Origin of the sequence: Paraburkholderia bryophila (assembly GCF_003269035.1) — a bacterium.
In the GTDB taxonomy this organism is placed as follows: Bacteria; Pseudomonadota; Gammaproteobacteria; order Burkholderiales; family Burkholderiaceae; genus Paraburkholderia; species Paraburkholderia bryophila.
Window position 1 is genome coordinate 1 of sequence record NZ_QLTK01000005.1, and the last position, 23834, is coordinate 23834.

General features: G+C 64.9%; 23 protein-coding genes. 8 read left to right on the forward strand and 15 right to left on the reverse strand.

Going from position 1 to position 23834, the window contains the following annotated elements:
* Positions 1 to 293: 293 nt before the first annotated feature.
* Positions 294 to 911 carry an RNA polymerase sigma factor gene (locus BX591_RS10480; RefSeq protein WP_111930939.1) on the reverse strand — a complete coding sequence of 206 codons (618 nt, stop codon included), beginning with the start codon at positions 909 to 911 and terminating at the stop codon, positions 294 to 296.
* Between the two features lie 29 nt (positions 912 to 940).
* The gene (locus BX591_RS10485; RefSeq protein ID WP_111930940.1) at positions 941 to 1993 is read right to left on the reverse strand and encodes a MerR family transcriptional regulator; all 1053 of its coding nucleotides are present in this window, start codon (positions 1991 to 1993) and stop codon (positions 941 to 943) included.
* A gap of 245 nt (positions 1994 to 2238) precedes the next feature.
* On the opposite strand from BX591_RS10485, the gene BX591_RS10490 reads away from it, so the two are divergent.
* Positions 2239 to 3246: an NAD(P)/FAD-dependent oxidoreductase gene (locus tag BX591_RS10490; protein ID WP_176343055.1), complete on the forward strand. Its 1008-nt coding sequence runs from the start codon at positions 2239 to 2241 to the stop codon at positions 3244 to 3246.
* Between the two features lie 123 nt (positions 3247 to 3369).
* Here BX591_RS10490 and BX591_RS10495 read toward each other — a convergent pair whose 3' ends face one another.
* Positions 3370 to 4467, reverse strand: coding sequence for an NADH:flavin oxidoreductase/NADH oxidase (locus tag BX591_RS10495; protein WP_111930942.1), 1098 nt, complete (start codon positions 4465 to 4467; stop codon positions 3370 to 3372).
* Positions 4468 to 4556: 89 nt separating this feature from the next.
* Here BX591_RS10495 and BX591_RS10500 point away from each other — a divergent pair, with 89 nt between their 5' ends.
* Positions 4557 to 4904: an ArsR/SmtB family transcription factor gene (locus BX591_RS10500; protein ID WP_111930944.1), complete on the forward strand. Its 348-nt coding sequence runs from the start codon at positions 4557 to 4559 to the stop codon at positions 4902 to 4904.
* Between the two features lie 48 nt (positions 4905 to 4952).
* Here the strand turns inward: BX591_RS10500 and BX591_RS10505 are convergent, their stop codons facing one another.
* The gene (locus BX591_RS10505) at positions 4953 to 5384 is read right to left on the reverse strand and encodes a response regulator (protein ID WP_176343056.1); all 432 of its coding nucleotides are present in this window, start codon (positions 5382 to 5384) and stop codon (positions 4953 to 4955) included.
* Between the two features lie 110 nt (positions 5385 to 5494).
* Here BX591_RS10505 and BX591_RS10510 point away from each other — a divergent pair, with 110 nt between their 5' ends.
* From BX591_RS10510 to BX591_RS10520, 3 genes are all read left to right on the forward strand, one after another.
* Positions 5495 to 6394, forward strand: a complete 900-nt coding sequence (locus BX591_RS10510) for a LysR family transcriptional regulator (protein WP_111930946.1) — start codon at positions 5495 to 5497, stop codon at positions 6392 to 6394.
* Positions 6395 to 6509: 115 nt separating this feature from the next.
* On the forward strand, positions 6510 to 7880 hold the full coding sequence (locus tag BX591_RS10515; RefSeq protein WP_244146941.1) for an MFS transporter: 1371 nt from the start codon (positions 6510 to 6512) through the stop codon (positions 7878 to 7880).
* 4 nt (positions 7881 to 7884) lie between these two features.
* Positions 7885 to 8604, forward strand: a complete 720-nt coding sequence (locus BX591_RS10520) for an aldolase (RefSeq protein ID WP_111930950.1) — start codon at positions 7885 to 7887, stop codon at positions 8602 to 8604.
* Positions 8605 to 8933: 329 nt separating this feature from the next.
* On the opposite strand, the gene BX591_RS10530 is transcribed toward BX591_RS10520, so the two are convergent.
* From BX591_RS10530 to BX591_RS10550, 5 genes are all read right to left on the reverse strand, one after another.
* Positions 8934 to 9590 carry a glutathione S-transferase family protein gene (locus BX591_RS10530; protein WP_338068890.1) on the reverse strand — a complete coding sequence of 219 codons (657 nt, stop codon included), beginning with the start codon at positions 9588 to 9590 and terminating at the stop codon, positions 8934 to 8936.
* A 64-nt stretch (positions 9591 to 9654) separates the two neighbouring features.
* Complete coding sequence (locus BX591_RS10535) at positions 9655 to 10635, reverse strand: zinc-binding dehydrogenase (RefSeq protein ID WP_111930954.1); 981 nt, start codon at positions 10633 to 10635, stop codon at positions 9655 to 9657.
* Positions 10636 to 10742: 107 nt separating this feature from the next.
* Positions 10743 to 11333, reverse strand: coding sequence for a TetR/AcrR family transcriptional regulator (locus BX591_RS10540; RefSeq protein ID WP_111930956.1), 591 nt, complete (start codon positions 11331 to 11333; stop codon positions 10743 to 10745).
* 202 nt (positions 11334 to 11535) lie between these two features.
* Positions 11536 to 11856, reverse strand: a complete 321-nt coding sequence (locus tag BX591_RS10545) for a hypothetical protein (RefSeq protein ID WP_111930958.1) — start codon at positions 11854 to 11856, stop codon at positions 11536 to 11538.
* A 13-nt stretch (positions 11857 to 11869) separates the two neighbouring features.
* Positions 11870 to 12067 carry a hypothetical protein gene (locus BX591_RS10550; RefSeq protein WP_111930960.1) on the reverse strand — a complete coding sequence of 66 codons (198 nt, stop codon included), beginning with the start codon at positions 12065 to 12067 and terminating at the stop codon, positions 11870 to 11872.
* A 354-nt stretch (positions 12068 to 12421) separates the two neighbouring features.
* On the opposite strand from BX591_RS10550, the gene BX591_RS10555 reads away from it, so the two are divergent.
* The gene (locus BX591_RS10555) at positions 12422 to 13045 is read left to right on the forward strand and encodes a LysE family translocator (protein WP_111930962.1); all 624 of its coding nucleotides are present in this window, start codon (positions 12422 to 12424) and stop codon (positions 13043 to 13045) included.
* A gap of 17 nt (positions 13046 to 13062) precedes the next feature.
* Here the strand turns inward: BX591_RS10555 and BX591_RS10560 are convergent, their stop codons facing one another.
* A complete protein-coding gene (locus BX591_RS10560) occupies positions 13063 to 14478 on the reverse strand; it encodes an aminotransferase-like domain-containing protein (RefSeq protein WP_111930964.1) in 1416 nt (471 codons plus the stop codon).
* A 224-nt stretch (positions 14479 to 14702) separates the two neighbouring features.
* On the opposite strand from BX591_RS10560, the gene aptA reads away from it, so the two are divergent.
* A complete protein-coding gene (aptA, locus tag BX591_RS10565; protein ID WP_111930966.1) occupies positions 14703 to 16031 on the forward strand; it encodes an omega-aminotransferase AptA in 1329 nt (442 codons plus the stop codon).
* A 95-nt stretch (positions 16032 to 16126) separates the two neighbouring features.
* On the opposite strand, the gene BX591_RS10570 is transcribed toward aptA, so the two are convergent.
* Positions 16127 to 16657, reverse strand: a complete 531-nt coding sequence (locus BX591_RS10570) for a DUF6496 domain-containing protein (RefSeq protein ID WP_111930968.1) — start codon at positions 16655 to 16657, stop codon at positions 16127 to 16129.
* Positions 16658 to 16836: 179 nt separating this feature from the next.
* Between BX591_RS10570 and BX591_RS10575 the strand changes: the two genes are divergently transcribed.
* Positions 16837 to 17088, forward strand: coding sequence for a hypothetical protein (locus BX591_RS10575; protein WP_007178046.1), 252 nt, complete (start codon positions 16837 to 16839; stop codon positions 17086 to 17088).
* Positions 17089 to 17116: 28 nt separating this feature from the next.
* On the opposite strand, the gene BX591_RS10580 is transcribed toward BX591_RS10575, so the two are convergent.
* The 4 genes from BX591_RS10580 to BX591_RS10595 all read right to left on the reverse strand — a co-directional run bounded on the left by BX591_RS10580 (position 17117) and on the right by BX591_RS10595 (position 23806).
* A complete protein-coding gene (locus BX591_RS10580) occupies positions 17117 to 18325 on the reverse strand; it encodes an ABC transporter substrate-binding protein (RefSeq protein WP_105505798.1) in 1209 nt (402 codons plus the stop codon).
* 78 nt (positions 18326 to 18403) lie between these two features.
* The gene (locus tag BX591_RS10585) at positions 18404 to 22036 is read right to left on the reverse strand and encodes a molybdopterin cofactor-binding domain-containing protein (protein ID WP_111930970.1); all 3633 of its coding nucleotides are present in this window, start codon (positions 22034 to 22036) and stop codon (positions 18404 to 18406) included.
* Positions 22033 to 22575: a (2Fe-2S)-binding protein gene (locus BX591_RS10590; protein ID WP_111930972.1), complete on the reverse strand. Its 543-nt coding sequence runs from the start codon at positions 22573 to 22575 to the stop codon at positions 22033 to 22035. The genes BX591_RS10585 and BX591_RS10590 overlap by 4 nt, the downstream gene beginning before the upstream one ends.
* Before the next feature lie 31 nt (positions 22576 to 22606).
* Entirely contained in the window at positions 22607 to 23806 is a 1200-nt protein-coding gene (locus tag BX591_RS10595) for an amidohydrolase family protein (RefSeq protein ID WP_111930974.1), read from the reverse strand.
* Positions 23807 to 23834: the final 28 nt, after the last annotated feature.

Genomic DNA, 23834 nt, shown 5'->3' on the forward strand with positions numbered 1-23834 from the left:
ATCTCACGCGAGTGCTGAGAATCCTGGGCTTTAAAAAGACAATGAAGGCGATGCGGCTGGTGGGTGCGTGAGAACCCCTTTAGGCCCTGAAAAAAAGCCATAAACTCGTCTGGAACGCGTTGGAGAGGCTCGCAGTCTCGTCGTCCCATTGATGGCCGAAAAGGCAACCAAACGCACTGCGGCGGTCAGCAATCATGCGTCGCATTGCAATCTCATCGGGTTTCCACACAGCCTGGGTCGAACTGGGACGTTCAAAACTGCTCGAACATCGCCCCCTCCTCCTCCCCGCCCCGTCAATAAACCCCACCCCCACCCCGCGCCCGACGCGGATCCGCCATACTCCGCAGCGACTCCAGCCCACGGCTAATCCAGCTCTTAACCGTACCGATCGGCGCATCCAGCGTATGAGCGATTTCCGATTGCGATTGCCCACGAAAATAAGCGAGCGCGATCGCCTGCCGCTGCCCCGGCGTCAAGCGGCCGAGATAAACCGACAGCCGTTCAGCATCCAGCGCAACCTGCTGCGATAAATCGCCATCACCGCTTGCGACGCGTTCATCGAGTTCCTCGACGTACACGCCCGCATACGGATTGCGCCGCAGATAATCGAGCGCCTGGTTCTTCACGATGGTCGACATCCACGTCGACGGCGACGCTTTGTCTGGATCGTACGAACCGGCGAACCGCCAGATCTTGATGAAGCCGTCCTGCACCACATCTTCCGCGGATTCGCTGGTACGCGTCACGCGCACCGCCAGTCCGAACAGCGACGGCGCCGACAACCGGTACAACGCCTCGAACGCCACTGCGTCGCGCCTGGCGATGCGCTTGAGGAGCGCCGCGAGATACACGCTCCGGTCGTCCAGTGCGGGCGCGCAAAGGCTCACCTCCGTCGAAGCATGCTGTGGCATTCCCCCTCCTTCGGAACGGTGCGTGCCGGTTACGCCGTGGCGGCTGGCGGCAACGGCGTTTGCCGCGGCGACGGCGACTGCAGCGCCGGCGCGGCGAACCAGCCCTCTTCCCGCGCGACCCGTTCGAGCGCGGCCTCGATCATCGCGCACGCCCGGTTGCTGACGTCGCCGAGATAACGGTGCAACGCGGCGTCCTGCGCCGAGCGCGACGAGCAGGTGTCGCTGTAGCGTTCGAACGCCGACAGTTTCATGACCAGCTCCGCCAGATGACGCGGGCACTCGCAGGCAATCGTCGACGAGCGCGCCGCGATCGCCTCCAGTTCGGCATCGTCATAGCGACGCCGCACGCGCGACCAGACGGCGTCATCGCCGGTGCGCTCCTGAATCCGCACGCGCTCGCAGAGGTCGCCCAGCATCTGGCGGAATTCCGTTCTGCCGTCGGCCTCGCGATACAGGCGCACGCCCGCCACGCGCAACAACTCCGCCGCCGGCCCGGTGCCGAAACCGTAGACCACCGCCATGGCCTTGGCCTGGTGCGCGTCGCCCAGCGCGATGATCTGCGCCGCGATGTCTTCCTGAAGTGAGTCAACATTGACGAGCAATGCGTCGATCGACTCGCTTTTTCCAACGCTGTGCGCCGAGGCCTCGCCAAGGTCGGCGAAGGTGCTCAGTGCGTTCACGCCATAACGCCGCACATCCACGCCAGAACCTTGCAGACGCTGCGCTAGATTGCCGCCCACCAGCCCAAGCTTGATATCGACGGTGTCGGCGACGCCAAAGTCCGGCGGGCCGTCGCCTTCGCGTGCGTTGCGGGAGGCCAGAAACTGCAACTGCTCGCGATCGAGCCGCGCAATCGCGCCGATCGCGTGACCACGGCTCACCAGCATCTTGATCAAAGTGAGGCGCCGAACGTCGTCTTCGGTATAGAGCCGCTGTCCAGACGCGGTCTTGGCCGGACCGATCACGCCATAACGGCGCTCCCAAATCCGCAACGTCGTGACCGGCATTTTGGCCAGACGCGCCGCTTCGCCACTCTTGTACCCCTGTTGAATCGGAGATGGGTCGTCAATCATCGTCACCATGAAACCCTCTTTAGGTCATCTTCGTGTCAATCATAGGCCAATTTGCGCTACATCGACACGGATTTCTGATTCAATTCCATTATTTGAAACGTATTTTTTGATGCACTATGATTTTCACGTCAATCCCATGATCCGCCTCGAATCGCCGCCCCGCTCCACGCCCCGCCCGCCGCTCATAGCGCCCGGACGCACGCCGGCGTCTGGCGCCGAAGCCGGACCATCTACTCAGCCACGCAGGCCGCACCGTGAATATTTCTGACTCTCGCCCCCATATCGCGGTCGTCGGCGCCGGCATTGCCGGCTTGTCATGCGCCACGACGCTGCGCGCCGCCGGCTGCCGGCTGCGTCTGTTCGACCGCAGCCGCGGCCCAGCCGGACGCATGAGTGCGCGACGCGACGGCGACTGGCAGTGCGACCACGGCGCGCAATACTTCACCGCCCGCGACCGCGCGTTTCGCGCCGAAGTCGCGCGCTGGCAAAAGGCCGGCGCCGCGGCGGCGTGGCCCGCGCGCCTCGCCGTGCTGGACGCGCCGGACTCGACCGCCCATACCACCCAGATCGAGCGCTTCGTCGGCACGCCGCGCATGAGCGCGCCCGCGCGGCTGCTGGCCGAAACGCTGCCGCTCACCACCGATTGCACCATCGAGAAGGTCTTGTGCGAGCCGCGCGGCTGGCGTTTGTGGTCGGCGGAACACGGCGCGATAGACGACCGCTTCGATGCGGTCGTGCTGGCGATGCCCGCCCCGCAAGTCGCACCGCTATTGCATACGCCCGCGCCCGAACTCGCCGTGATGGCCAGCAGCACGGTGATGCACGCGTGCTGGGCGCTGATGCTGCGCTTCGACGCGCCGCTGCCGCTGGGCTTCGACGCCGCTTTCGTCAATCACGGCCCGTTACGCTGGATGGCGCGCGACAGCAGCAAGCCCGGCCGCGGCGGTCCGGAAACGTGGCTTCTGCATGCGCGGGCGGAATGGAGCGAGGCTCACCTCGACACGCCGCCGGAGCAGGTTGCGGCGGCCATGCTGGCCGCGTTCGAGCAATGCGGCGGACGCAGCCCCGTCGCGTGGACCGCGCACCGCTGGCCTTACGCGGACGTGGCGCCCGACGGCGATCCCGCGCCGGGTTACGTCTGGCGCGAGGTGGACGGCTTGGGGTTGTGCGGCGACTGGCTCAACGGCGGACGCGTCGAAGGCGCGTGGTTGAGCGGGCGGGCGCTAGGGCACGAAATGCTACGGGCGCTGCAGTCGATTTAGCCTGCGGGCGAAACGCGTGGACTCCATGAAATCAATGGGCCGCTTGTTCCGGATGACTCCATCCGGAACAAGCGGCCCACGCTTACCGCCACTGCAGTCGCTCGATACGAGCCAACGGTCCGCTTACGCGACCTTGTAACGCTCGAGCCAATGCGCGTAAGGCGCCGGCAACGTCCACGACGGACGCTCGATCCCCAGCTTCTTCGCCGCGTGATACGGCCAGTGCGGATCGGCCAGATGCGCGCGGCCCACCATCACCAGGTCGAGCTGGCCGTTTTCCACCGACCGGTTCGCCAGTTCCGGCGTATCGATACCCCATGCCGACGACACCGGGATATCCGCTTCGCGCCGCACCCGCCCGGCGATCGGCGCGAGGAAGGCCGGCGCCCAAGGAATCGCCGCCGTCGGCGTCGAGAAACCGACGCTCACGCTCAGCATGTCCAGCCCTTCGCGCTTGAAGTTCCTGGCCAGTTCGATCGATTCCGCAAGGGTCTCCTCGTCGCGTCCGTCGTACTCGATCACGCCGAAACGCGCCGTCAACGGCAGATGTTCCGGCCATACCTTGCGCACTGCCGCCAGCGTTTCGAGCATGAAGCGGCTGCGGTTGTCGAGGCTGCCGCCGTACGCGTCGTCGCGCTGGTTGGAGTGCGTCGAAAAGAAGCTCTGGCCGAGGTAGCCGTGCGCGAAATGCAGTTCGAGCCATTCGAAGCCCGCGTCGAGCGCGCGTTTCGCGGCGGCGACGAAATCTTCGCGGACCCGTGTGATGTCGTCGAGTGTCATGGCTTTGGGGACCTTCGGCAAACCGCCACCAAATGCAATCGCCGACGGCGCGATGGTCTGCCAGCCGCGCGGGTCGTTTTCAGCGATGTGGTCGTCGCCCTCCCACGGACGGTTGGCGCTGGCTTTGCGGCCCGCATGCGCGATCTGAATGCCCGGCACCGCGCCGGACGCCTTGATCGACGCAACCACCGGCGCGAACGCCTGCGCCTGCTCGTCGTTCCAGATGCCGGCGCAACCCGGCGTGATGCGGCCTTCCGGCGACACCGCCGTCGCCTCGACGATCACCAGCCCCGCGCCGCCGCGCGCCAGACCGGCGAGGTGCACGCGGTGCCAGTCGTTGATCAGGCCGTCTTCGGCGGTGTACTGGCACATCGGCGGAATGGCGATACGGTTACGCAGGGACACGTCCTTGAGCTTGTACGGCTGGAACAATGCGGACATTCGGTTCAACTCCTTCTGGGATAAGCTTGTACGGTAGTTCGATAAACATCGAATAACGAAGTATCTCAGAAACGTTTATGATCTGCAGGATGCGTACATATAACCATCCCGCCGCCGAGGACTTCACGCTCGGGCGGCTTTTCCATGCGTTGAGCGATCCGGTGCGGCTGGAGATCGTGCGGCGGCTGGCGGCGGTCGACGAGGCCACCTGCGGCGATCTCGACGGCGGCCGGCCGAAATCGAGCGTGTCCCATCACTTCCGGATCCTGCGTGAGTCGGGGCTGGTGCGCACGCGCGTGGCGGGCACCGTGCATCAGAATTCGTTGCGGCGCGCCGAACTGGACACCCGGTTCCCCGGTTTGATGGAGGCGGTGCTCAGGCAGCTCGCCGCGGAGGATGCCGAGGTGAACGAGCCCTCGCTGAGCGAGCCGGCCTGAACAACGGACCGGAAACCGGCCGAATCGGCGGATGAGGCGCAGGCGGATCTACTCGCGCCAGAGCCTGCGCATCAGTGCGAGCAAGGCGGTCGGCGCCGTGCCTTTTTGACAATAACCGTCGAAATTGTGGCGCGCTTTACCGGTTTCCTTGACGTGATCTTCATCGAGCGAGGTGAACGCGACGATGCCCAGACTCTGCGTCGGCAGATAGCTGCGCAGCGCGCTCGCGGTTTCGTAGCCGTCTCGCTCCGGCATCATGATGTCGAGTACCACGACGTCCGGCACCCAATCTTTCACACAGCGCAGCGCCTCCGCGCAACCGTTGGCGGCGCGGGCTTCCACGCCTTCGTAGGAGAGGTAGGTGGCGAGCGCTTCGGCCGCGCCGACGTTGTCGTCGACAACCAGTACGCGCGGCATTTCGTGCAAGACCCGGATCTCGCGGGCGCTCCACCTTTGGCAGGTCGACGGGGTTCGGAACATGGCTGACCGCTTGCGGGAAAAACATCTGACGTGAGCAAGTTGCGTACCATACCCGCCATCCTCGTTTCCGCCCTTTTTAAACCGGACCTCGCTTCGAGATTTTCGCGCCCATGAATACGCTCGCCAACCGGGATCATCAACTGCGCCTGTTCGTCGCCGTCGCGAAGGCGAATTCGTTGCGCGAAGCCGCCGAGATTCTCGGCCTTACGCAACCCGCGCTGAGCAAGCAGATTCGCGCGCTCGAAACGGCCCTGAACGAGACGCTGTTTCTGCGCCACGGCCGAGGCATGCAGTTGACGCCGGCCGGCGAGGCACTGTTTCTGAAACTCGAACCGCTGTTCAACTCGCTCGACGCCACCTTCGCGCACGCCGGTCAACCGGGCGAACAGCGCGGCACGTTGCGCATCGCGACCGTGCAAACGCTGGTCGCCTGGTTCATCCCCGAGTTGAGCCGTCAATTGCTCGCGCTCTACCCTGACCTGCTTCTTACGATTCATTGCGACAGTTCGGCCAACGTGGTGGAAAGCGTGGAGCGCGGCAAAGCGGATCTCGGCTTCGTCTACGAGACCGCCGTGGATGGTCCCGAGCTGGTCGCGGAACCCCTGTTCGAAGAACGGCTGGCGCTTTATACACGCGCCGGTCACGCGGCGGGCGCCGACGCGCCAGCCAATCTGGCCGGCTTGCCGCTGATTCTCCCGCCGCGGCCGTTCGCGCTGCGCCGCATGGTCGAGCGGGTGCTGGGGTGTAGCGTGCAGCCGTACGTCGAATGCGATTCGCTCGAATTGTGTCTGCGGCTCGTGTCGATCGGCGACGGCGTGACCGTGCTGCCCGACAGCCTGCCGCGCGATATGGTCGAGGATCGCGGCCTGCGCCGCATGCCGCTGCACGCCATCTCGCCACGCCGGCTCGTCGCCCTGTCGCGCCGCGCGCGCGGTGCGTCGCGCAGCTTCGACAGCGCGCTCGAGATCGCCATGCGCGCCGGCGCCCAAAGCGCGATAACTCCGGGTTAATCCAGAGTTATTTCTGGGCGCATAGCTCAGGCCCTGCAAGGGACCAATACTGGCTTCAGTCCGGCAGCCACGCTGCCGATCACCGGATTCCGTCCCCTCTTGCATGGAACCTACCGTGAACGATCCACTTTCCGCGCTCGACGGCCTCGCCGCCGCTGCACCGCGCCGCGCGCTGTCGCCCCGCTACAAGGCCGTCGCGTCGGCCACTGCCGGTTCCATTATCGAAGGCTTCGATTTCATCGCGTACGGCACCGCGGCGGCGCTGGTGTTCAACCGGCAGTTCTTCCCCAATCTCGACCCCACCAGCGCGACGCTGGCGTCGTTCGGCGCATTCGCCACGGGTCTGTTCGCCCGGCCGCTCGGCGCCGTGCTGTTCGGCCACTTCGGCGACCGGCTCGGCCGCAAGTCGACGCTGATGTTGTCGCTCTTCCTGATGGGCTTTTCCACCATTGCGATCGGCCTGATCCCGAACTACGCGCAGATCGGTACCTGGTCCGCGGTACTGCTCGTCGTCTTGCGGATTCTGCAAGGCATCGCGCTCGGCGGCGAAATGGGCGGCGCTGTACTGATGGCGGTCGAACACGCGCCCGCGAGCCGCGCGGGTCTGTTCGGCAGCCTGCCGCAAATCGGACCGCCGATCGGTCTGCTGCTGTCGACGCTCGCCTTCAGTCTGCTGACCCGGCTGCCCGAGCCGGCCTTTCAAAGCTGGGGGTGGCGCGTGCCGTTTCTTGCCAGCGTCGTACTCGTGATGCTCGGCGCGTTTGTCCGGCGCAGTGTGGGCGAGACGCCGGTGTTCGAAAAAGCCGCGCGCGCCGGGCAACCCGCCGACGTGCCGCTCTGGCAACTGCTGACGCGGCACAAGAAAGCGTTGCTGCTGGCAATCGGCGCGAAGCTGCCCGAAGTCACGCTTTACTACGTACTCACCGTGTTCCTCGTGTCGTATGCATCGACGCGGCTGGGATTCAGCCGCACCGCCGTGTTGCAGGTCGTCATGCTCGGCGCGGCGATTCAGATCGCGACCTTGCCGCTGATCGGCTATTGCGCGGATCGAGTCGGCGTGCGGCGGTTTTACCTCGGCGGCGCAGTCGTCATGGCGTTGTGCGTCGTGCCGTTGTTGCGCTGGATCGATAGCGGCAGTCTCGTCGCGTTGCAGGTGGCCGTGGCAATCGCGCTCGGCCTGAACTATCCGCTGCTGTTCGGGCCGCAGTCGGCGCTGTTTGCCGCGCAGTTTCCCGTCGCAGTGCGCTTTTCGGGGATTTCCATCGGCATTCAGTTTGCCGCGGCCATTGGCGGCGGGCTGGCGCCGATCGTGGCGACCGCGCTCGTCACGCGTTTCCACAGCCTGCAGCCGGTCGCGCTTTATGTCGGCGCGCTCGCGGCGCTGGCCGCGCTGTGCACGCGGCTGATGAAAAACGTGCCTTCGGCGCAAACGCAGACGCCGACACCAATGCCGACGCCGATGTCGCTCAACTCGCAAGGAGAATGAACTCATGAAACAGCGCGCAACCGTTACGGGTATCGGCGCGGTCAATGCCGACGACCCGCTAGGCACGCTCGCCGACGCCTGCCGCATCCTCTCCGCGAAAGGTCATATGGCGAGCCTCGCCGGCCAGATCACCTGGCGCGACGCGGCACATCGCGGCTACTGGACGCCCGCGCTTGGCACGAACTTCGCGGACGCTTCGGCGGCGTCTCTGGTGCTCGTCGACGATGAACTCAACGTGCTCGAAGGCAACGGCCGGCCGAATCCGGCGGTGCGGTTTCACGCGTGGGTGTATCGGCATCGTCCCGACGTGCATGCGATCGTCCACACGCATCCGCGCCACATCAGCGCGCTGTCCATGCTCGGCGTGCCGCTGCCCGTCGCGCACATGGACGCCTGCATGTTCCACGACGATTGCGGCTTCCTCGAAGACTGGCCCGGCGTGCCGATCGACGACGAAGAGGGCCGCATCATCACTGCGGCACTCGGCGCGCGGCGCTCCGCGCTGCTCGTCAATCACGGCTACATCTGCGCGTGCGCATCGGTCGAGGAAAGCGTGTACATGGCGGTATCGATGGAAAACGCGGCCGAACTGGCGCTGCTGGCCATGGCGGCCGGCACGATCAAACCGGTGCGCGCCGATCTCGCTCAGGCGGCGCATGACTTTCTGCTGCAGCCTGCGATCGTGAACGCGACGTTCGCGTACTGGCTGGAACAGGCGCGCTGAAAAAATGCCGGCAATGGCGCGCGGACTCCGTCTTGGCCCGGCATGCGGCGATAAAAACCCCTACGTGCGACGCAGGCCCGCGCCACGCTCACCGCATCGGAAACAGTGCCGTGCAACACCGGCACCACATGAAATTGATGGTTCAGGTCGAGCGCGGAGAGCGGCCGGTACACCGCCGGAACCTCGGCAACGACCGGCGCCGGACTCGGGCTCACTATCACGAGAAGTATCGCGGCCGCGCATGGCGGCACCCTTGTGCTCAGAAACCGGTCTAGCGGCGGGCTGGAGCCGGTTCTGACGATGCGGCGGGATAGCTGACTTCCAGCCGGTTAGACGCCAGCCTTTTCCATCGCGCGCTGATAGGCGGGCCGAGCTTCGAAGCGATCGACGAACGCCGTGAGATTCGGGAACGCGTCGCGGCCGCAAAATCGCAGCGCCGTCTGCGCGACGAAAGAGAGCTGAATATCCGCACCCGACAATTCGCTGCCGAGCAGATAGTCGCGCCCGGCGAGTTCCTGATCCAGAAAGCCCAGGTGGTTCTGCAACTCACTGCTGATTCGCGGTTGCAGCGGCGCAGCGCCATCGCCCAGGCGCGCGGTGTAAATCTTCAGCATCAGCGGCAACATCGCCGAGCCTTCCGCATAGTGCAGAAACTGCGAGTAACGGTCGTATTCGCGCGTGTCGTAAGCCGGGCTCAAACGGCCGTTGCCATAGCGGCGAATCAGATAGTCGACGATCGCGCCCGACTCGAAAATCACCGTGTCGCCGTCGCGAATCACCGGGGCCTTTCCCAGCGGATGAATTGCCGTCAGTTCCGGCGGAGCCAGACGGGTGTCGGGATTGCGCTGATATTGAACGAGCTTGTAGTCGAGGCCGAGTTCTTCCAGCAGCCACGTGATACGACGTGAGCGGGATTCGTTGAGGTGATGGACTTCGATCATGGTGTGGCCGGGTCGAGTGGAAAGATGGAAGAAAGGGTGAAGCATGCGCGCAGTTGCGAATCGCGTCGAGGATTCGCAACTGTCATGCCGCCAGGGCTCAAGCTCAGGTTCAGGCAAACCGCAGCAGTACCTTGCCCTTGCGTGCGCTCTTGCCACTCGCCTCGGCCGCCAGCGCCGCGTTCTCCACGTCGAATACCGCGTCCACCGGCAGCTTCAACTCGCCGGATGCCGCCAGCCCGATCAGTTCGCCGACCATGCGCGCCTTATCCGCAGCCGACGTGACTTCGAAAACCTTGGTCGCCCAGAAACCTTTGACCGTTGCCTGCTTGAAGATCGCGTCGCCGGAACTGAGCCGCATCGGCTCGTTCGACATTGCACCGAACGACACCAGCGTGCCGTTTTCGCCGAGCAGGCCGAAGATGTCGCCGCTCGCATCGCCGCCCACCGAGTCGACGCCGGCCACCAGCGGCGCCTCGCCGATCAACTCGCGCACGCGTTCCTTCCAGCCGTCACTGTCCGTCGACACCGCATTGCCGATGCCGATCTCGGCCAACTCCGCAACGCCCGCTTCGCGCCGGACCAGATTCACGACATGGATGCCGCGCGAATTGGCGAGCATCGCCAGCGTCTTGCCGACCGCGCCGTTCGCCGTGTTCTGGATGAACCACTGGCCCGCTTCCAGGTGCAGGTACTCGAGCAACATCACGGCACTCAACGGCATGGCGATCAACTGGCACCCTACTTCGTCGCTGACGGCGTCCGGCAATGGAATCACCGCCGCCGCCGGCGCCAGAACGTAGTCGGCCCACGCCTCGTGAATGCCGGCCACGACCACGCGCTGACCGACCTTCACATGTGCGACACCCTCGCCCACCGCATCGATCACGCCGGCGACTTCGGTGCCGCCGACGGCCGGCAGCGTCGGCTTGTAGCCGTACTGACCGCGAATGGTCCAGAGGTCGTGATTGTGGATCGGCGACAAGGTCGCCTTGATTCGCACCTGACCCGCGCCCGGATTCGGCGTGGGACGTTCGGCAAGTTGCAGCACTTCGGCCGGATTGCCGAAAGCGGAATAGATGACGCTACGCAAAGTCGATCTCCTTGAACGTGCAACGATTGAAGCTCCGCATGACCCGGAGCCGGTGCTTGTGTATGGGATAGGTCAACGGCATGTCGAGACCACGACACGCCGCAAAATCACCGCGCGCGCAGCACGCTTTGCGTCACCGCCATGGCTTGCGCCATCGCGCTGCCGTCTTTGCGCAGCTTGGTGACGAGCGCCGCGCCGAGCCACATGTGATAGAGAAGCTCGGCCGCCTCTTTGGCCCGGATCTCCGGCGACAGCGAGCCGTCGGCCTTACCCTCTTCGATCACACGAGCCAGACGCAACATCAAACGGTCGACGCCGTCGCGAAGCACGAGGCGCATCTCGTCGGACAGGTCGCCGACTTCCGCGCTCAGCTTCACCACCAGACACTTTTCGTCGCCGTCCTGGTCGAGTTGCTCCAGTTGCCACGCGGACCAGTAGCTGAGCAGCTTGTCGCGACCATTGACGCCGGGTTGGCCGAACAGCGCGTCGAGTCGCGCCGCGTAGTCCGCGACGTACTGTTGCAGCAACTCGCTGCCGAACGCTTCTTTCGAACCGAAGTAGTGATAGAACGATCCCTTCGGGATGTCGGCCGTGGTCAGAATCTCGTTCAGACCCACGCCGACGAAACCCTTACGCGCGATCAGCGCCCGCCCGGCATCGAGGATGTGCCGGCGGATGTGTGGATGGCTAGCTCTCATAGGTGACGGATTATGGCCGCAATTAGACCAGTCGTCTAGAGCATGAAAGTGGCTAGCCGCGCTAGCCTGACCCCTCCGAGGATGAAGGGATGAGAGAGCACCACCACCGTCACGACGAAGATCGTGAAAAGCGTGTTGCCGGCACGGTTTTCCCATGTCATGGGGCGCTTCGTACCCCGCTTCATGGCGCTCTCCCAGGCCGTCACGCAGGGCTGTAGATAATGCGCGCGAGTTCCTGATGGACTTCGAAACTCACCGAGTATTCCGCCGACGCCTCGATGAACCGCAGCGCCACGCCGGCCAGCTCATCGGACTGTTTGTCGCTCAACCGCGCGAGCGCCTCGGCTCCATACGTATTCGCAATGACGTCGCGCGCCCGCTGTTCCGCATCCGCAATGGATGCGAGTAGCGAGTGGTCGCCGGACAGGGCGGCAACGGCCTTGACCGCCGCCCATTGGGCGCGGCGTGTGGTCATGACCGTTGCGGACCGGTTGCGAAAAACGCGGGCAATGAATTTGAACATGGCCCGCCTCCGATCAAGCAACTGCGTTACCCGGCAACGTGCCCGTGTCGCGCTCGACGGTTTCTTTGCCGGCCTCCAGTTTCTCCGCTTCGGCCGCGCCGATCGCGCGTTGCTGTGCCATCGATGCCTGGCTCCAGGTGTGGTCTTCGGGAAATTCCGGCGTCCTGGTTGCGTTGTAGGCAGTCTTGATCAGTTTCGTGAGCTTGCTCATGATGAGGTCCCGTAGCGTGTAGTGAATCAACGTGTGTGATGATTTTTATCGGCGCTTATCTGAAACGGTTGCGCTCAATCTGGGTCATGCAGTTCGGATCTTAGTGGCGTTGATTTTTTTCAGGGGGACCAATTGTTTTTCTGTGCTGGTGAGCGCACTCAGGGTTTTCGTGAGACTCGAACGAGGCGAAAGGCTCGGTGCGGCCAGTTCAAACGCCCGATTGATCGAGCTCCCCCGTACCGGACATCATCTTGAAAACCGTATAGGTACTGTACCGGCAACCCTCGCTAGAATGCTTCGACGTCCTGTTGCCAGCTTTATCGCCAGTTCCATTGCCAGACACCGGAGCACGCCATGTTTTACCTCAGTCTCAGCGCCCTGCCAGCCGGCATTCTGTTCGCGCTCGTCACCAGCATCACCCCCGGTCCGAACAACACGATGCTGCTCGCCTCGGGCGTCAACTTCGGTTTTCGCCGCACGTTGCCGCATCTGTCCGGGATCAGTCTCGGCGTCGTGCTGTTGATGCTGTCGGTGGGCATTGGCCTCGGCGAAGCCTTCGTCCATTTCCCGGTGCTGTACACGGTGCTCGAAGTGGCGAGCGTGGCCTATCTGCTGTATCTGGCGTGGAAGATCGGCACGTCGGGCGAATTGAAGCTCAGGAAAGGCGAACGCCGGCCCATGAAATTTCATGAAGCCATCGCGTTTCAGTGGGTCAATCCGAAGGCATGGATGATGGTCCTGACCGCCGCCACGACCATTAATCTCAGCGAGAGCTACAGCATGAATGCGGTCGCGATGGCCGCGATCTTCTACGTGATCGGTTTTCCGTGCATCTGCCTGTGGGCAGGTTTCGGCACAGCGATGCGCAGGGTGTTGTCGGACCCGAAGCGCCTGCGTATTTTCAATGTGGCGATGGCGCTGTTGCTGGTGCTGTCGTTGTATCCGATTGCCTTGAAGTTGCTCGGCCACGCGGGTTGAGCAGCACCAGGCGAGCGTTATAACGCGCCCCGCCCGACCCGTTCGATAAATCGCCACAATGCATCGTCGGTCGAGTAAGGCGCGTTGAAGCGGAACCACGCGCTCGGGGCGTCGTCGGGCCTGAAGTAGGACCCTGGCGCCAGCCAGATTCCGTGTGCCAGCGCCGCCGTCGCCACCTCGCCGGCGCGCTCGGGTTCGATCGGCAGGCGCGCCCACAGAAACAGGCCGGCGCGCGGCCGGTGGAACAGTTCCAAACCCAGCGAATCGAGCCGCTCCTCGACCGTGGCATGCACGAGTTTCAAGCGCTCGTTCACGGCTTCCACGTGACGCGCGTAACGCCCTTCGAGCAGCACCTTGTCGACGATCCGCTCGATCGCTTCCGACGACGTCAACCCCACCGCCATTTTCGTGCGCGCCAGTTCGCGCAACACCGCACGCTCGGCGACCACGTAGCCGCAACGCAGCCCCGGCGTCACCGTCTTCGAAAAACCGCCCACGTACAGCACGCGCTGCAATCCCTCCATCGCCGCGAAAAGCGGCGCACCGGACGGCGCCAGTTCGCGGCTCACGTCGTCTTCGATCACCCACATGCGCTGACGCTCGGCGATCTGCAGCAGCCGGAACGCCGCCGACATGCCGAAGGTCGCGCCGGTCGGATTCTGCAGCGTGGTATTGACGAAGATCGCCTTGGGCTTGTGCTGCGCGACCAGCGCTTCGAGCACGTCGGTATCGACGCCCGCCGGCGTGCGCGGCACGCCATGCACGACCAGCCCCGCAAGCTTGAGAATCTGCAGCAGATTGCAATAACCCGGATCTTCGACGATCACGGCATCGCCCGCACGCAGCAACGTCCGCACGATCAGGTCCAGCCCCTGGGTCGCGCCCTGCGTGAGCAGCACGTTGGACACGTCCACCGGCAACCCGCGCCGGTCGAGTTGCTCGGCGATCCGCTCGCGCAGCGGCGCGAATCCGTACGGATGCCCGTAGTCGCCGAGGCGCGCCGCCGGCACCCGACTCATGGCGCGTAACGAATGCTGCAGACCGGTTTCGTTGATCCACTCGTTCGGCAGCCAGCCGCCGCCGGCCTTGATCGGCACCGAATGGTCGGCGAACACGTCGGACAGCAGCCAGGTCGCGGTGAGACTCGGCGGCTGCCAGTCGGTCGCGGCGACTCGCGCGGACGGCGCGCGCGCCGCCACCCGGTAGCCGGAACCGCGCCGCGCGACAACCAGCCCCATCGACACCAGACGGTTGTACGCCTCGGTGACTGTAAAGGTGCTGAGCTCATGGCTTTGCGCCAGTTGCCGCACCGACGGCAGCAGCGCGCCCGCGCGCAGCGATTGCGCCTCGATGGCGCGCGTGAAGCCTTGCACCACCTGCTCGACGAGCGTGGGCGCGGCGCGCCGGTCGCGCTCGAGTTGAAGTTCGATCATGGTCAGGACGAAAAAGCGCGCCGCGGCAGGCGGCGAAACGTGGATAAAATGCCTTGGACGAAGCCCCGTTCAAGCCTGCTATCCAGCGACACAGTTAGCGCTAAGCTACCAATACAGTTAGCGTCACACTGCGTCAACTGTTTATGCCGCCATTAAACCGCGGACGCTACAGTTTCGCCATGCCCCAAAGGACGCCCTTGGGGACCCATTTCGAGGAGATACCCATGACTTCGCGCCCCGTCATCGACGATCTGTCGTCCTTCTGGATGCCCTTCACCGCCAACCGTCAGTTCAAGGCTGCGCCGCGCCTGCTGGAATCGGCCAAGGGCATGTACTACCGCACCACGGACGGCCGCGAAGTGCTCGACGGTTGCGCGGGTCTCTGGTGTGTGAACGCCGGCCACGGCCGCGACGAGATCGTGGCCGCGATCACCCAGCAGCTTTCCACACTCGATTTCGCACCGACTTTCCAGATGGGTCACCCGCTCGCCTTCGAAGCGGCCACCAGGGTCGCCGAACTGATGCCGGAGGGCCTCGACCGTATCTTCTTCACGAACTCGGGTTCCGAGTCGGTCGACACGGCGTTGAAGATCGCCCTCGCCTATCACCGTTCGCGCGGCGAAGGCCAGCGCACCCGCTTGATCGGCCGTGAGCGCGGCTATCACGGCGTGGGTTTCGGCGGCATTTCGGTCGGCGGGATCGCGCCGAATCGCAAGACCTTCTCCGGCGCGCTGCTGCCGGCGGTGGATCATCTGCCGCACACGCATAACCTCGAACACAACGCCTATACGAAGGGCCAGCCGGCATGGGGCGCCCATCTCGCCGACGAACTCGAACGGATCGTCACGCTGCATGACGCGTCGACCATTGCAGCCGTGATCGTCGAGCCGGTAGCCGGTTCCACGGGCGTGCTGATTCCGCCGCAAGGCTATCTGCAGAAGCTGCGCGAGATCTGCACGAAGCACGGCATCCTGCTGATTTTCGACGAAGTGATCACCGCTTTCGGCCGTCTCGGCAAGGCGACGGCCAGCGAGTATTTCGGCGTGACGCCGGACCTGATCACCATGGCGAAGGCCATCAACAATGCCGCGATTCCCATGGGCGCGGTCGCGGCGAGCCGTACGATCCACGACACGATCGTCAACGGCGGCGCGCAAGGCGCGATCGAACTGTTCCACGGCTACACGTATTCGGCTCACCCGGCGGCCGCCGCAGCCGCCGTTGCCACGCTCGACCTGTATCGCCGCGAAGGCCTGTTCGACCGCGCCGGCAAGCTCGCGCCGACGTTCGAAGCCGCCGCTCACGCGCTGCGCGGCGCGAAACATGTGAAGGACGTGCGCAACCTCGGCATGATCGCGGGCGTGGAACTGGAACCGCGCGAAGGCGCACCGGGCGCGCGGGCTTACGAGGCCTTCGTCAAATGCTTCGAAGCGGGCGTGCTGGTGCGCTTTACGGGCGACATCCTGGCGTTCTCGCCGCCGCTGATCATCGACGAAGAACAGATCGCGCACATCTTCAAGACGGTGGGCGACGTGCTGGCAACCGTGCAGTAAAGCGGTGCGGTAGAGCGAAAAGGCGGCGCTTTTTAGCGCCGCCTTTGTTTTGTAGCCTGACTCCTCGCAGTGGCAGACTACGCACCCAACCCCATTCAGTGATGCGCACGCGAAGCCCTCGTGTGCGCCGCCTTTTTCGCGGCCGTCGAGCGTCCCGCCGCACCCTTCGTCGCCGCGGCCTTTTTGGCCGCCGCAGAACGGCTGGCTGCCGGTTGTTTAGCCGCCGCCGACCTCGTCTGCTTCGACAACGCCGTACGCGATGCGCCCGTGCTCCCTTCCCGCTTCAGCGCATTGGTGGACGCGCGCGAGCGCTTCGCCGTCGACTCCGCGCTCTTCTTCGCGCTCTTCTTCGCGCTGCTCCTGTGCTGGCCGGCGGCGTTATCCGTGGCGGCTTTCTTGCGCGTCGCCTCGCTCGCCGTGCCCTTCTTCGGCGATTTCACGGCGACGCCGGCACGGCGCGCTTCCGACAGGCCGATCGCGATCGCCTGTCTGGCCGACCTGACGCCGTGCTTGCCGGCGCGCACCCTGTCGATCTGTTCCTTGACGAATTCCCCGGCCTGGGTGCTCGACGCCTTGCCGGCGCGTTTGTCGGCCGCGGCGCGCTTGAGGGTTTTCTGTCCAGGCATGACGGTCCTCCGGTTGATGGTGACCTTTGTCACGCAGCAACGGCCGTGCCGCAAGCGTGGCTGCCCTGAATCGTCGAGAATCGCGATGAAAGTTGCCCGCCAGGGCTCGCGCCGGCCAGACGGACGGCGTATGGTGTCAGCAAGGGTCGGCGCCGTGGTCCGGCCCACGGGAGACGCTCATGAAGATACCGACCGTTCGTGCTGGCGCGCATATCGAAGGCGTGCATTGGATCGCCGAATACGCGGAAGACGTTCACGAGATCCGTGTGTTTCGAGAGGGGCAGGAGGTGGACGTGCATAACGCCCCGTCCACCCTGTTCGGCGACGAAGAAAATGCGGGCTCCAAAAGCACCGCGGATCACCGCGCGGTCGAAGCCGCCGTGCTCGCTTATCTGAAACGTTTCGTGATCGAGCACGACGCCGAAGAGTAACGGCGTATCACTGTCGCCACCATCGGCCTCAATCGGCGGGCCGCAGCTTCTTGACCTCCGCATCCGACGGCTGAACGCTCGCGCCGTCGATATACCGGTACGACGTCATCACGCCCTTGCCGTCCTTCAGACCGGTCACGCCGACATAGGCGCCCATGGTCGACTGATTGTCCTGCGCGCGATAGGTGATCGGCCCGAACGGCGTGTCCACGCCGAGTCCCTTGAACGCGGCGGCGAGTTTATCCGGATCGACGGAACCAGCTTTCTTGATGCCGTCGGCAATCGACATCAGCGCCGAATACCCGACCACCGAACCCAGCCGCGGATAGTCGTGATATTTGGCCTGATACGCGTCGACGAACTTCTTGTTGGCCGCCGTATCGATCGAATACCACGGGTAGCCGGTCACGATCCAGCCGGTCGGCGCTTCCGCGCCCAACGGGTCCAGATAGTCCGGCTCGCCCGTCAGTAACGACACCACGCTGCGATCCTTGAAGAGTCCGCGCGTATTTCCCTCGCGCACGAACTTGCCGAGATCGGCGCCGAACAGCACGTTGAAGATCGCATCCGGCTTCGCGTCGGCAATCGCCTGGGTGACCGCGCCCGCGTCGACGTTGCCAAGCGGTGTGGCCTGTTCGACCACGAACTGTACGTCAGGTTGCGCCGCCGTCAGTAGCTTCTTGAAGGTCGCCACCGCCGACTGACCGTACTCGTAGTTCGGATACACCAGCGCCCAGCGCTTTTTCTTCAGCTTGGCCGCTTCCGGCACCAGCATCGCCACCTGCATATACGTGGAAGGACGCAGACGGTACGTGTATTTGTTGCCGTCGGCCCAGACGATCTTGTCGGTCAGCGGTTCGGCGGCGAGGAAGAAAATCTTCTTCTGCTTCGCGAAGTCGGTCAACGCAAGACCGGTGTTCGACAGGAAACCGCCGAACAGCAACTGCACCTGCTCGCGCGCGATCAGTTCCTGCGCCACGCGAATCGTGTCGCCCGGGTTGCCGTTGTCGTCGCGCGAGACGACTTCGAGTTGTTTGCCGAGCACACCGCCCGCCGCATTCACCTGGTCGAGCGCGAGATTCCAGCCGTTTTTGTAAGGCCCGAGAAAGGCGGGTTGCGCCTTGTAGCTGTTGATTTCACCGATCTTGATCGTCTGCTGGGCGCTCGCGCTCAGCGCGGCGAGCGACAGCAGCGTCGGCACCATGAGGCGAGAGAGGAATCCTGCGCGCGTGGTCATGCGTTTCTCCGTTATCAAAAGGATTGCGGGAATACGGGTCGTTGTTATCAATCGTTCAAGCCGGCATCGAGCAGGCATTCACTCGACCGGCGGCGTCGCGCGAATGCGTGCGACGCTCGTCGTCAGGTCCTGCCAGGCCGGTTTGCCACCGGCGAATTGCTGCCGCAGATACGACACGAGGTCGGCCACCTGGGCGTCGTTGAAACTGTCGCGGTAAGCCGGCATCGTACCGAGTTCGGGCCGTGCAGGCGAGCCGATGCCGTCGAGAATCACGCGAATCAGATTATCAGGCGTTGCGCTGTGCAGATTCGTGTTAAGCGCAAGCGAAGGATGCGCGCCGAACAGTTGCGGGCCGCTGCCGCTGTGATGGCACGCGGCGCAGGCGCCGTCGAAGAGCCGTGCGCCCAGCCCCACGGGCGCGCCGGTGATCGCGCTGGCCTGTTCGTATTGACGCGCCAGCGCGCCCGGATCGGCGTTCGGTTCCAACGGATTGAGCGACGCCAGGTAGGTGGCCATCGCGCGAATATCGCTGTCGGGCAGCGCCGCCAGATCGCCGACGACCGGCGCCATCGGCCCCGCCGCGACACCGTGCAGCGGCGCATGACCGTAGCGCAAATAGCTGAACAACTCGTCTTCGCTCCACGGCACCGGCGCGTTCGAGAGCGTCGATAGCGCGGGCGCTTCCCAACCTTCGGCGATACCGCCGCCCATGAACGCAGCGCCGCTTTTCTCGGCGCCGAATGCGTTACGCGGCGTATGACAGGCGCTGCAATGGCCGAGTCCGTTGACGAGATACGCGCCGCGATTCCATTGCGCGCTTTGCGTCGCGCTCGCGGTGAGAGTCGTGCGACCGAGAAACAACGCGTTCCATGCGCTCATGAGCGGACGCACGCTGAACGGATACGGCAGTTTCGTTTCCGGCGGACGCGAGCGGACCGGCGTTTGTGCCATCAGGTAAGCGTAAAGCGCTTTGAGATCGTCGTCGGAGGTGTTCTGGAACGAGGTGTACGGAAACACCGGATAGAGCCGGTGACCGTCGCCGCTGATGCCTTGCCGCATCGCGCGCACGAACGCCTCCAGCGACCAGTTGCCGATCCCCGTCTGACCGTCGGGCGTGAGGTTGGTGCTGTAGACCGTGCCGAACGGCGTATCGAGCGGTTTGCCGCCGGCATTCGGCACGCCGTTGTGCGCGGTGTGGCACACCGCGCAATTGCCGAGCGCGGCAAGCAGTTTGCCGCGCGCCACGAGTTCGGGCGCGAACGCGCTCGCGAGCGGCGGCGCGATCGGTGCAATGGCGGACGGCACGAGCGACAACGCGCCGAGCCAGCCAGCCGCGCCCGCCGCGAATGCGCCGAGAAAGCCCAGCCGCCAGCGCTTTTTCTTGCGCGCGCGGGCGGCTTCGGCTTGCGCATCGGCGAGCGCCGCGCGGATCGTCTCGGGCGTGAACGGCGGCCGGCGAAAGCGCACGCCCGTCGCGTCGTACAGCGCGTTGGCAATCGCCGCCGCGCCGGGCAGCGACGCGGATTCGCCCGCGCCCATCGGCGGCTCGCCGTGACGCGGCATCATCACCACGTCGATCACCGGCACTTCACGAAACGTCAGAATCGGATATGCGCCCCACTCCTGGCTCGTCACCGCGTTCTCGCCGAACGTCACGCGTTCTTTCAACGCACGGCTGGTCGCCTGGATCACGTTGCCGTGGATCTGATGCCGCACGCCGTCCGGATTGACCATCGTGCCGGTATCCTGGCCGACCACCACGCGCGTCACCGCGAGTTCGCCGCTCTTGCGATTGACTTCGATGTCGGCGACCCACGCGGACCACGCCGCGCCGAAGCCGGGGAATTTGCTGTGCACGTAGCGGGCGTAAGCGAAACCGCGGCCTCGGGCGATGTCGCCTTGCTGCTGGGTTGCCGTATTTTCAGCGGGGTTTTCAGACCCGTTGCGCGGTTCCCAAGCCGCTTTTTCGGCCACCGCTTTGACCAGATCGATCGCGCGCGGATCGGTGAGATGCTGCAACCGGAACGCGACCGGATCGACGCCCGCCTGCTCCGCGAGTTCGTCGATAAAAGACTCATGCGCGAACGTATTCGGCAACGCGGACACACCGCGTAGCCACGACGCGCGTACGATCGGCGCCATGTCGTCGCAGACAATCCGCATGGCGCGATAGTCGTACGGCGGCACGGCCGTGCGGTCGCCCATTTCGAACACCTGCGGCTGCGCGGAGATCGTGCCGGTCAGCAGCAGCGCCAACGTGGGCGCGTCGTTCGACGGATAACGCGTCGCGAAGTCGTACGCCGCCAATTCGCCCTGCGCGTCCAGCGCGCCGCGCACATCCATCAATTGCGCGGCGCCCTTCGGCTCCCACGCATGCTCGTCTTCGCGCGATAGTTGCACGCGCACCGGACTGCCGGTGGCGCGCGAGAGCAAGGCCGCGTCGGCGGCGACGTCGTCCGCGCAATTACGGCCGTAGCAACCGGCCGCCTCCATGCGCACGATCTCGATGTGCGCTTCGTCCATGGCCATCAGCAACGCGAGATCGGCACGCAGCGAATGCGGATTCTGCGTGCCCGACCACACCTTCAGCGCGCCCTCGCGATAGTCGGCCACCGCGCACGACGGACCAATCGATGCATGCATCTGAAACGGCCAGACATAGGTGCGTTCCAGCACGCGAGCCGGGTCTTGCGCGAGTGCGCCATCCACATCGCCTTCAATCACCAGATCGCGCCGTTTGGCCGGATTCGCGCGCAGCGCGGCTTCCACCTGCTCGCTGGTGTCGAGCGGCGGCAAGCCTTCCACGGCTTTCCAGCGCACGTCGAGCCGCTTCACCGCTTGCTGCGCGACTTCCTCGCGCTCCGCCACGATGCCGACGAAGTCGCGAATCACCACCACCTTGACGATGCCCGGCAAATCGCCGAGCGACTGCTCGTCGACCCGCAGCAGGCTATTGCCCATGAAGTCGCCCTGCGCGATGCCCGCATACGGCGGACGCACCACTCGGCCGTGCAACATGCCCGGCAGACGCACGTCATGCACGAAACTCAATTCGCCAGTGGCCTTCGCGGGAATATCGACGCGCGGTGTGCTCTTGCCGACGATCCTGTAGGCGTCGGGGGATTTCAACGACACGTCGGTGGCAAGTTGCAGCTCGACGCGTTTGCCGACGACCAGGTCGGCGTAGCTCACGCAGCCTTTTGCTCTGGCGTCGTCACCGCGCTGAAAGACCACGCCGTCGCGCACATCGAGCTGCGCCGCGTCGACGTTCAAACGTTCGGCCGCTTCTTTCAACAGATAGTGCCGCGCCTGCGCCGCCGCCTGCCGCAACGGCACGGCGGAAATCTGAATCGTGGCGCTGGCAATCGTCGGCCCCTGATTCGGCGCTTCGCCCGTATGACCGAGCACGATCGACACGCGCGTCAACGGCACATCCAGTTCTTCCGCCACGATCTGCGCGAGCGCCGTACCGATGCCGGTGCCCAGGTCCACGTGCCCGTTAAACGCGACGACGCTGCCGTCGTCGCGCACCACGACGAACATATGCGCCTGGGTGGGCACGAACGACGAACGCGAACCCGGCTGACCGATGGCCGCCTTCACCGGCGCCAGCGGCGGCCGCGCGACGATCAGCACACTGCGCGCGTCATACAACTGCTGGCGCGAAGGCGGCGGGGCGCGTCGATCGACGCTGAAGTCCGGTCCGGTCACGTGCGTACGCCCTCATGCACGGCCGATTGCGCGGCGGGCAGTGCGGCGGCCTGCGCGGCGGCCTGCGCGGCCAGCAACTCGGCGGCGCGCTGCACCGCGCGCACGATCTCGACATGCGTGCCGCAGCGGCACAGATTGCGCGACAGTTCGCGGCGAATCGTCTCGACACCCGGATGCGGATCGCGATCGAGCAAGGCCTTGGCCGTCATGATCATGCCGTTGAGGCAATAGCCGCACTGCGCGGCCTGTTCTTCGATAAACGCCTGCTGCACGGGGTGCAGCGCCGTCCGTGTGCCGAGTCCTTCGAGCGTGGTGATTTCGCGGCCTGACGCGACCTTCGCGGTAGTGACACAAGCCCGCGTCGGCACGCCGTCGAGCAGGACCGTGCAGGCGCCGCATTCACCGAGACCGCAGCCGAATTTCGGCCCGTTCAGCGCCAGGTCGTTGCGCAGCAGGTACAACAACGGCGTGTCCACCGCGGCGGCGACGAGATGCGTCGCGCCGTTCACGTGCAGCGTCAGCGGCGTGTGGCGGTTCATGACCGTGCGGGCCGGGCGGCGCGGCGCGCGCTCACAGCACCACCGGCACTTCAGTGGCCGGCGGCGTGTTGCGGCTGCGCCGGCAACGGATCAAGCCGTCCATCATCACCATGCCGACGCCGGGAATATCACCGAGCTGCACGCTTTCCAGCAGCGTGTCGGCCGCCGTGTGTTGGGCGCGGTCCATGAACACCAGATCAGCGGGACGGCCCACTTCGATCAAACCCTGGCGCAGATTGCGCTGCCGCGCGGTGTTGCCGGTCGCGAAGCAGAAGGCGATTTCAGCGGGCACGTCCGCGAGACTCGAAATCAGCGCGATCATCCGCAGAATGCCGAGCGGTTGCACACCGGAGCCAGCCGGACTATCGGTGCCGAGAATAATGCGGTGCGGACACTTCAATTCGATTGCATGACGCGCGGTCAGCAATGCGATCCGTTCGTTGCCGTTGTGGACGATCTCCAGTGCGCGGCTCGATTGCTCGCACAAATCGCACACGTGCCGGTAGGACAGCGACGTGTGTCCGCCGTTGACGTGGCCGATCACGTCGGCGTCGGCCGCGAGCACCACGTCACGATCGATCAATCCCGAGCCCGGAATCGACGGACCGCCTGTATGAATCGTGCTTTGAATGCCGTACTTGCGTGCCCACGCGACCATCTGCGCGGCTTCCTCGCCACCCTTCACGCTGCCGAGGCCGACTTCGCCGAGCAGCTTCACGCCCGCTTCCGAGAGTTCCTTGAAGTCTTCTTCGACCATGCCCTTCTCGATCACCGGCGCGCCCGCCATGACCTTGACGCCGCCGCCGACACCCGCGCCGCGCATACCTTCGAACGAGCGTTGCGCGGTGATCGCCAACGCTTTCACGCCGACGATGTCTTTCGGGCGGCCGGGCAAATGCACTTCGCCGGCCGAGATCATGGTCGTCACGCCGCCGTTGAGATTCGATTCGATCCAGCCCATCTGATTCTGGCGCGGCGTCCAGTCGCCGAATACCGGATGCACGTGCGAGTCGATCAGGCCCGGCGCGACCGTGGTGCCTTTGCAATCGACGGTGGTCCGCGCGCCTTCGAGGTCGCAGTCTTTTTCCCGGCCAATCGCGACGATCACGCCGTCGTCGATCACCAGCGTGTCCGCGTCGAGAATCGGCCGATCGATGTCGCCGGATAGCAACAGCCCGATGTTCGTTACCGCGACCTTGCCCGACAAGCCTGTCAACGTCTCTGCTGCCATCTGCCTCTCCTTTCGCAACGACTGCCGA

Bases quoted from the DNA above. Each gene is read 5' to 3' on its own strand.
- BX591_RS10480 (WP_111930939.1), bottom strand. From the start codon at position 911: ATGCCACAGCATGCTTCGACGGAGGTGAGCCTTTGCGCGCCCGCACTG.
- BX591_RS10485 (WP_111930940.1), bottom strand. From the start codon at position 1,993: ATGGTGACGATGATTGACGACCCATCTCCGATTCAACAGGGGTACAAG.
- BX591_RS10495 (WP_111930942.1), bottom strand. From the start codon at position 4,467: ATGTCCGCATTGTTCCAGCCGTACAAGCTCAAGGACGTGTCCCTGCGT.
- BX591_RS10500 (WP_111930944.1), top strand. From the start codon at position 4,557: ATGCGTACATATAACCATCCCGCCGCCGAGGACTTCACGCTCGGGCGG.
- BX591_RS10505 (WP_176343056.1), bottom strand. From the start codon at position 5,384: ATGTTCCGAACCCCGTCGACCTGCCAAAGGTGGAGCGCCCGCGAGATC.
- BX591_RS10510 (WP_111930946.1), top strand. From the start codon at position 5,495: ATGAATACGCTCGCCAACCGGGATCATCAACTGCGCCTGTTCGTCGCC.
- BX591_RS10520 (WP_111930950.1), top strand. From the start codon at position 7,885: ATGAAACAGCGCGCAACCGTTACGGGTATCGGCGCGGTCAATGCCGAC.
- BX591_RS10530 (WP_338068890.1), bottom strand. From the start codon at position 9,590: ATGCTTCACCCTTTCTTCCATCTTTCCACTCGACCCGGCCACACCATG.
- BX591_RS10540 (WP_111930956.1), bottom strand. From the start codon at position 11,333: ATGAGAGCTAGCCATCCACACATCCGCCGGCACATCCTCGATGCCGGG.
- BX591_RS10545 (WP_111930958.1), bottom strand. From the start codon at position 11,856: ATGTTCAAATTCATTGCCCGCGTTTTTCGCAACCGGTCCGCAACGGTC.
- BX591_RS10550 (WP_111930960.1), bottom strand. From the start codon at position 12,067: ATGAGCAAGCTCACGAAACTGATCAAGACTGCCTACAACGCAACCAGG.
- BX591_RS10555 (WP_111930962.1), top strand. From the start codon at position 12,422: ATGTTTTACCTCAGTCTCAGCGCCCTGCCAGCCGGCATTCTGTTCGCG.
- BX591_RS10560 (WP_111930964.1), bottom strand. From the start codon at position 14,478: ATGATCGAACTTCAACTCGAGCGCGACCGGCGCGCCGCGCCCACGCTC.
- aptA (WP_111930966.1), top strand. From the start codon at position 14,703: ATGACTTCGCGCCCCGTCATCGACGATCTGTCGTCCTTCTGGATGCCC.
- BX591_RS10570 (WP_111930968.1), bottom strand. From the start codon at position 16,657: ATGCCTGGACAGAAAACCCTCAAGCGCGCCGCGGCCGACAAACGCGCC.
- BX591_RS10575 (WP_007178046.1), top strand. From the start codon at position 16,837: ATGAAGATACCGACCGTTCGTGCTGGCGCGCATATCGAAGGCGTGCAT.
- BX591_RS10580 (WP_105505798.1), bottom strand. From the start codon at position 18,325: ATGACCACGCGCGCAGGATTCCTCTCTCGCCTCATGGTGCCGACGCTG.
- BX591_RS10590 (WP_111930972.1), bottom strand. From the start codon at position 22,575: ATGAACCGCCACACGCCGCTGACGCTGCACGTGAACGGCGCGACGCAT.
- BX591_RS10595 (WP_111930974.1), bottom strand. From the start codon at position 23,806: ATGGCAGCAGAGACGTTGACAGGCTTGTCGGGCAAGGTCGCGGTAACG.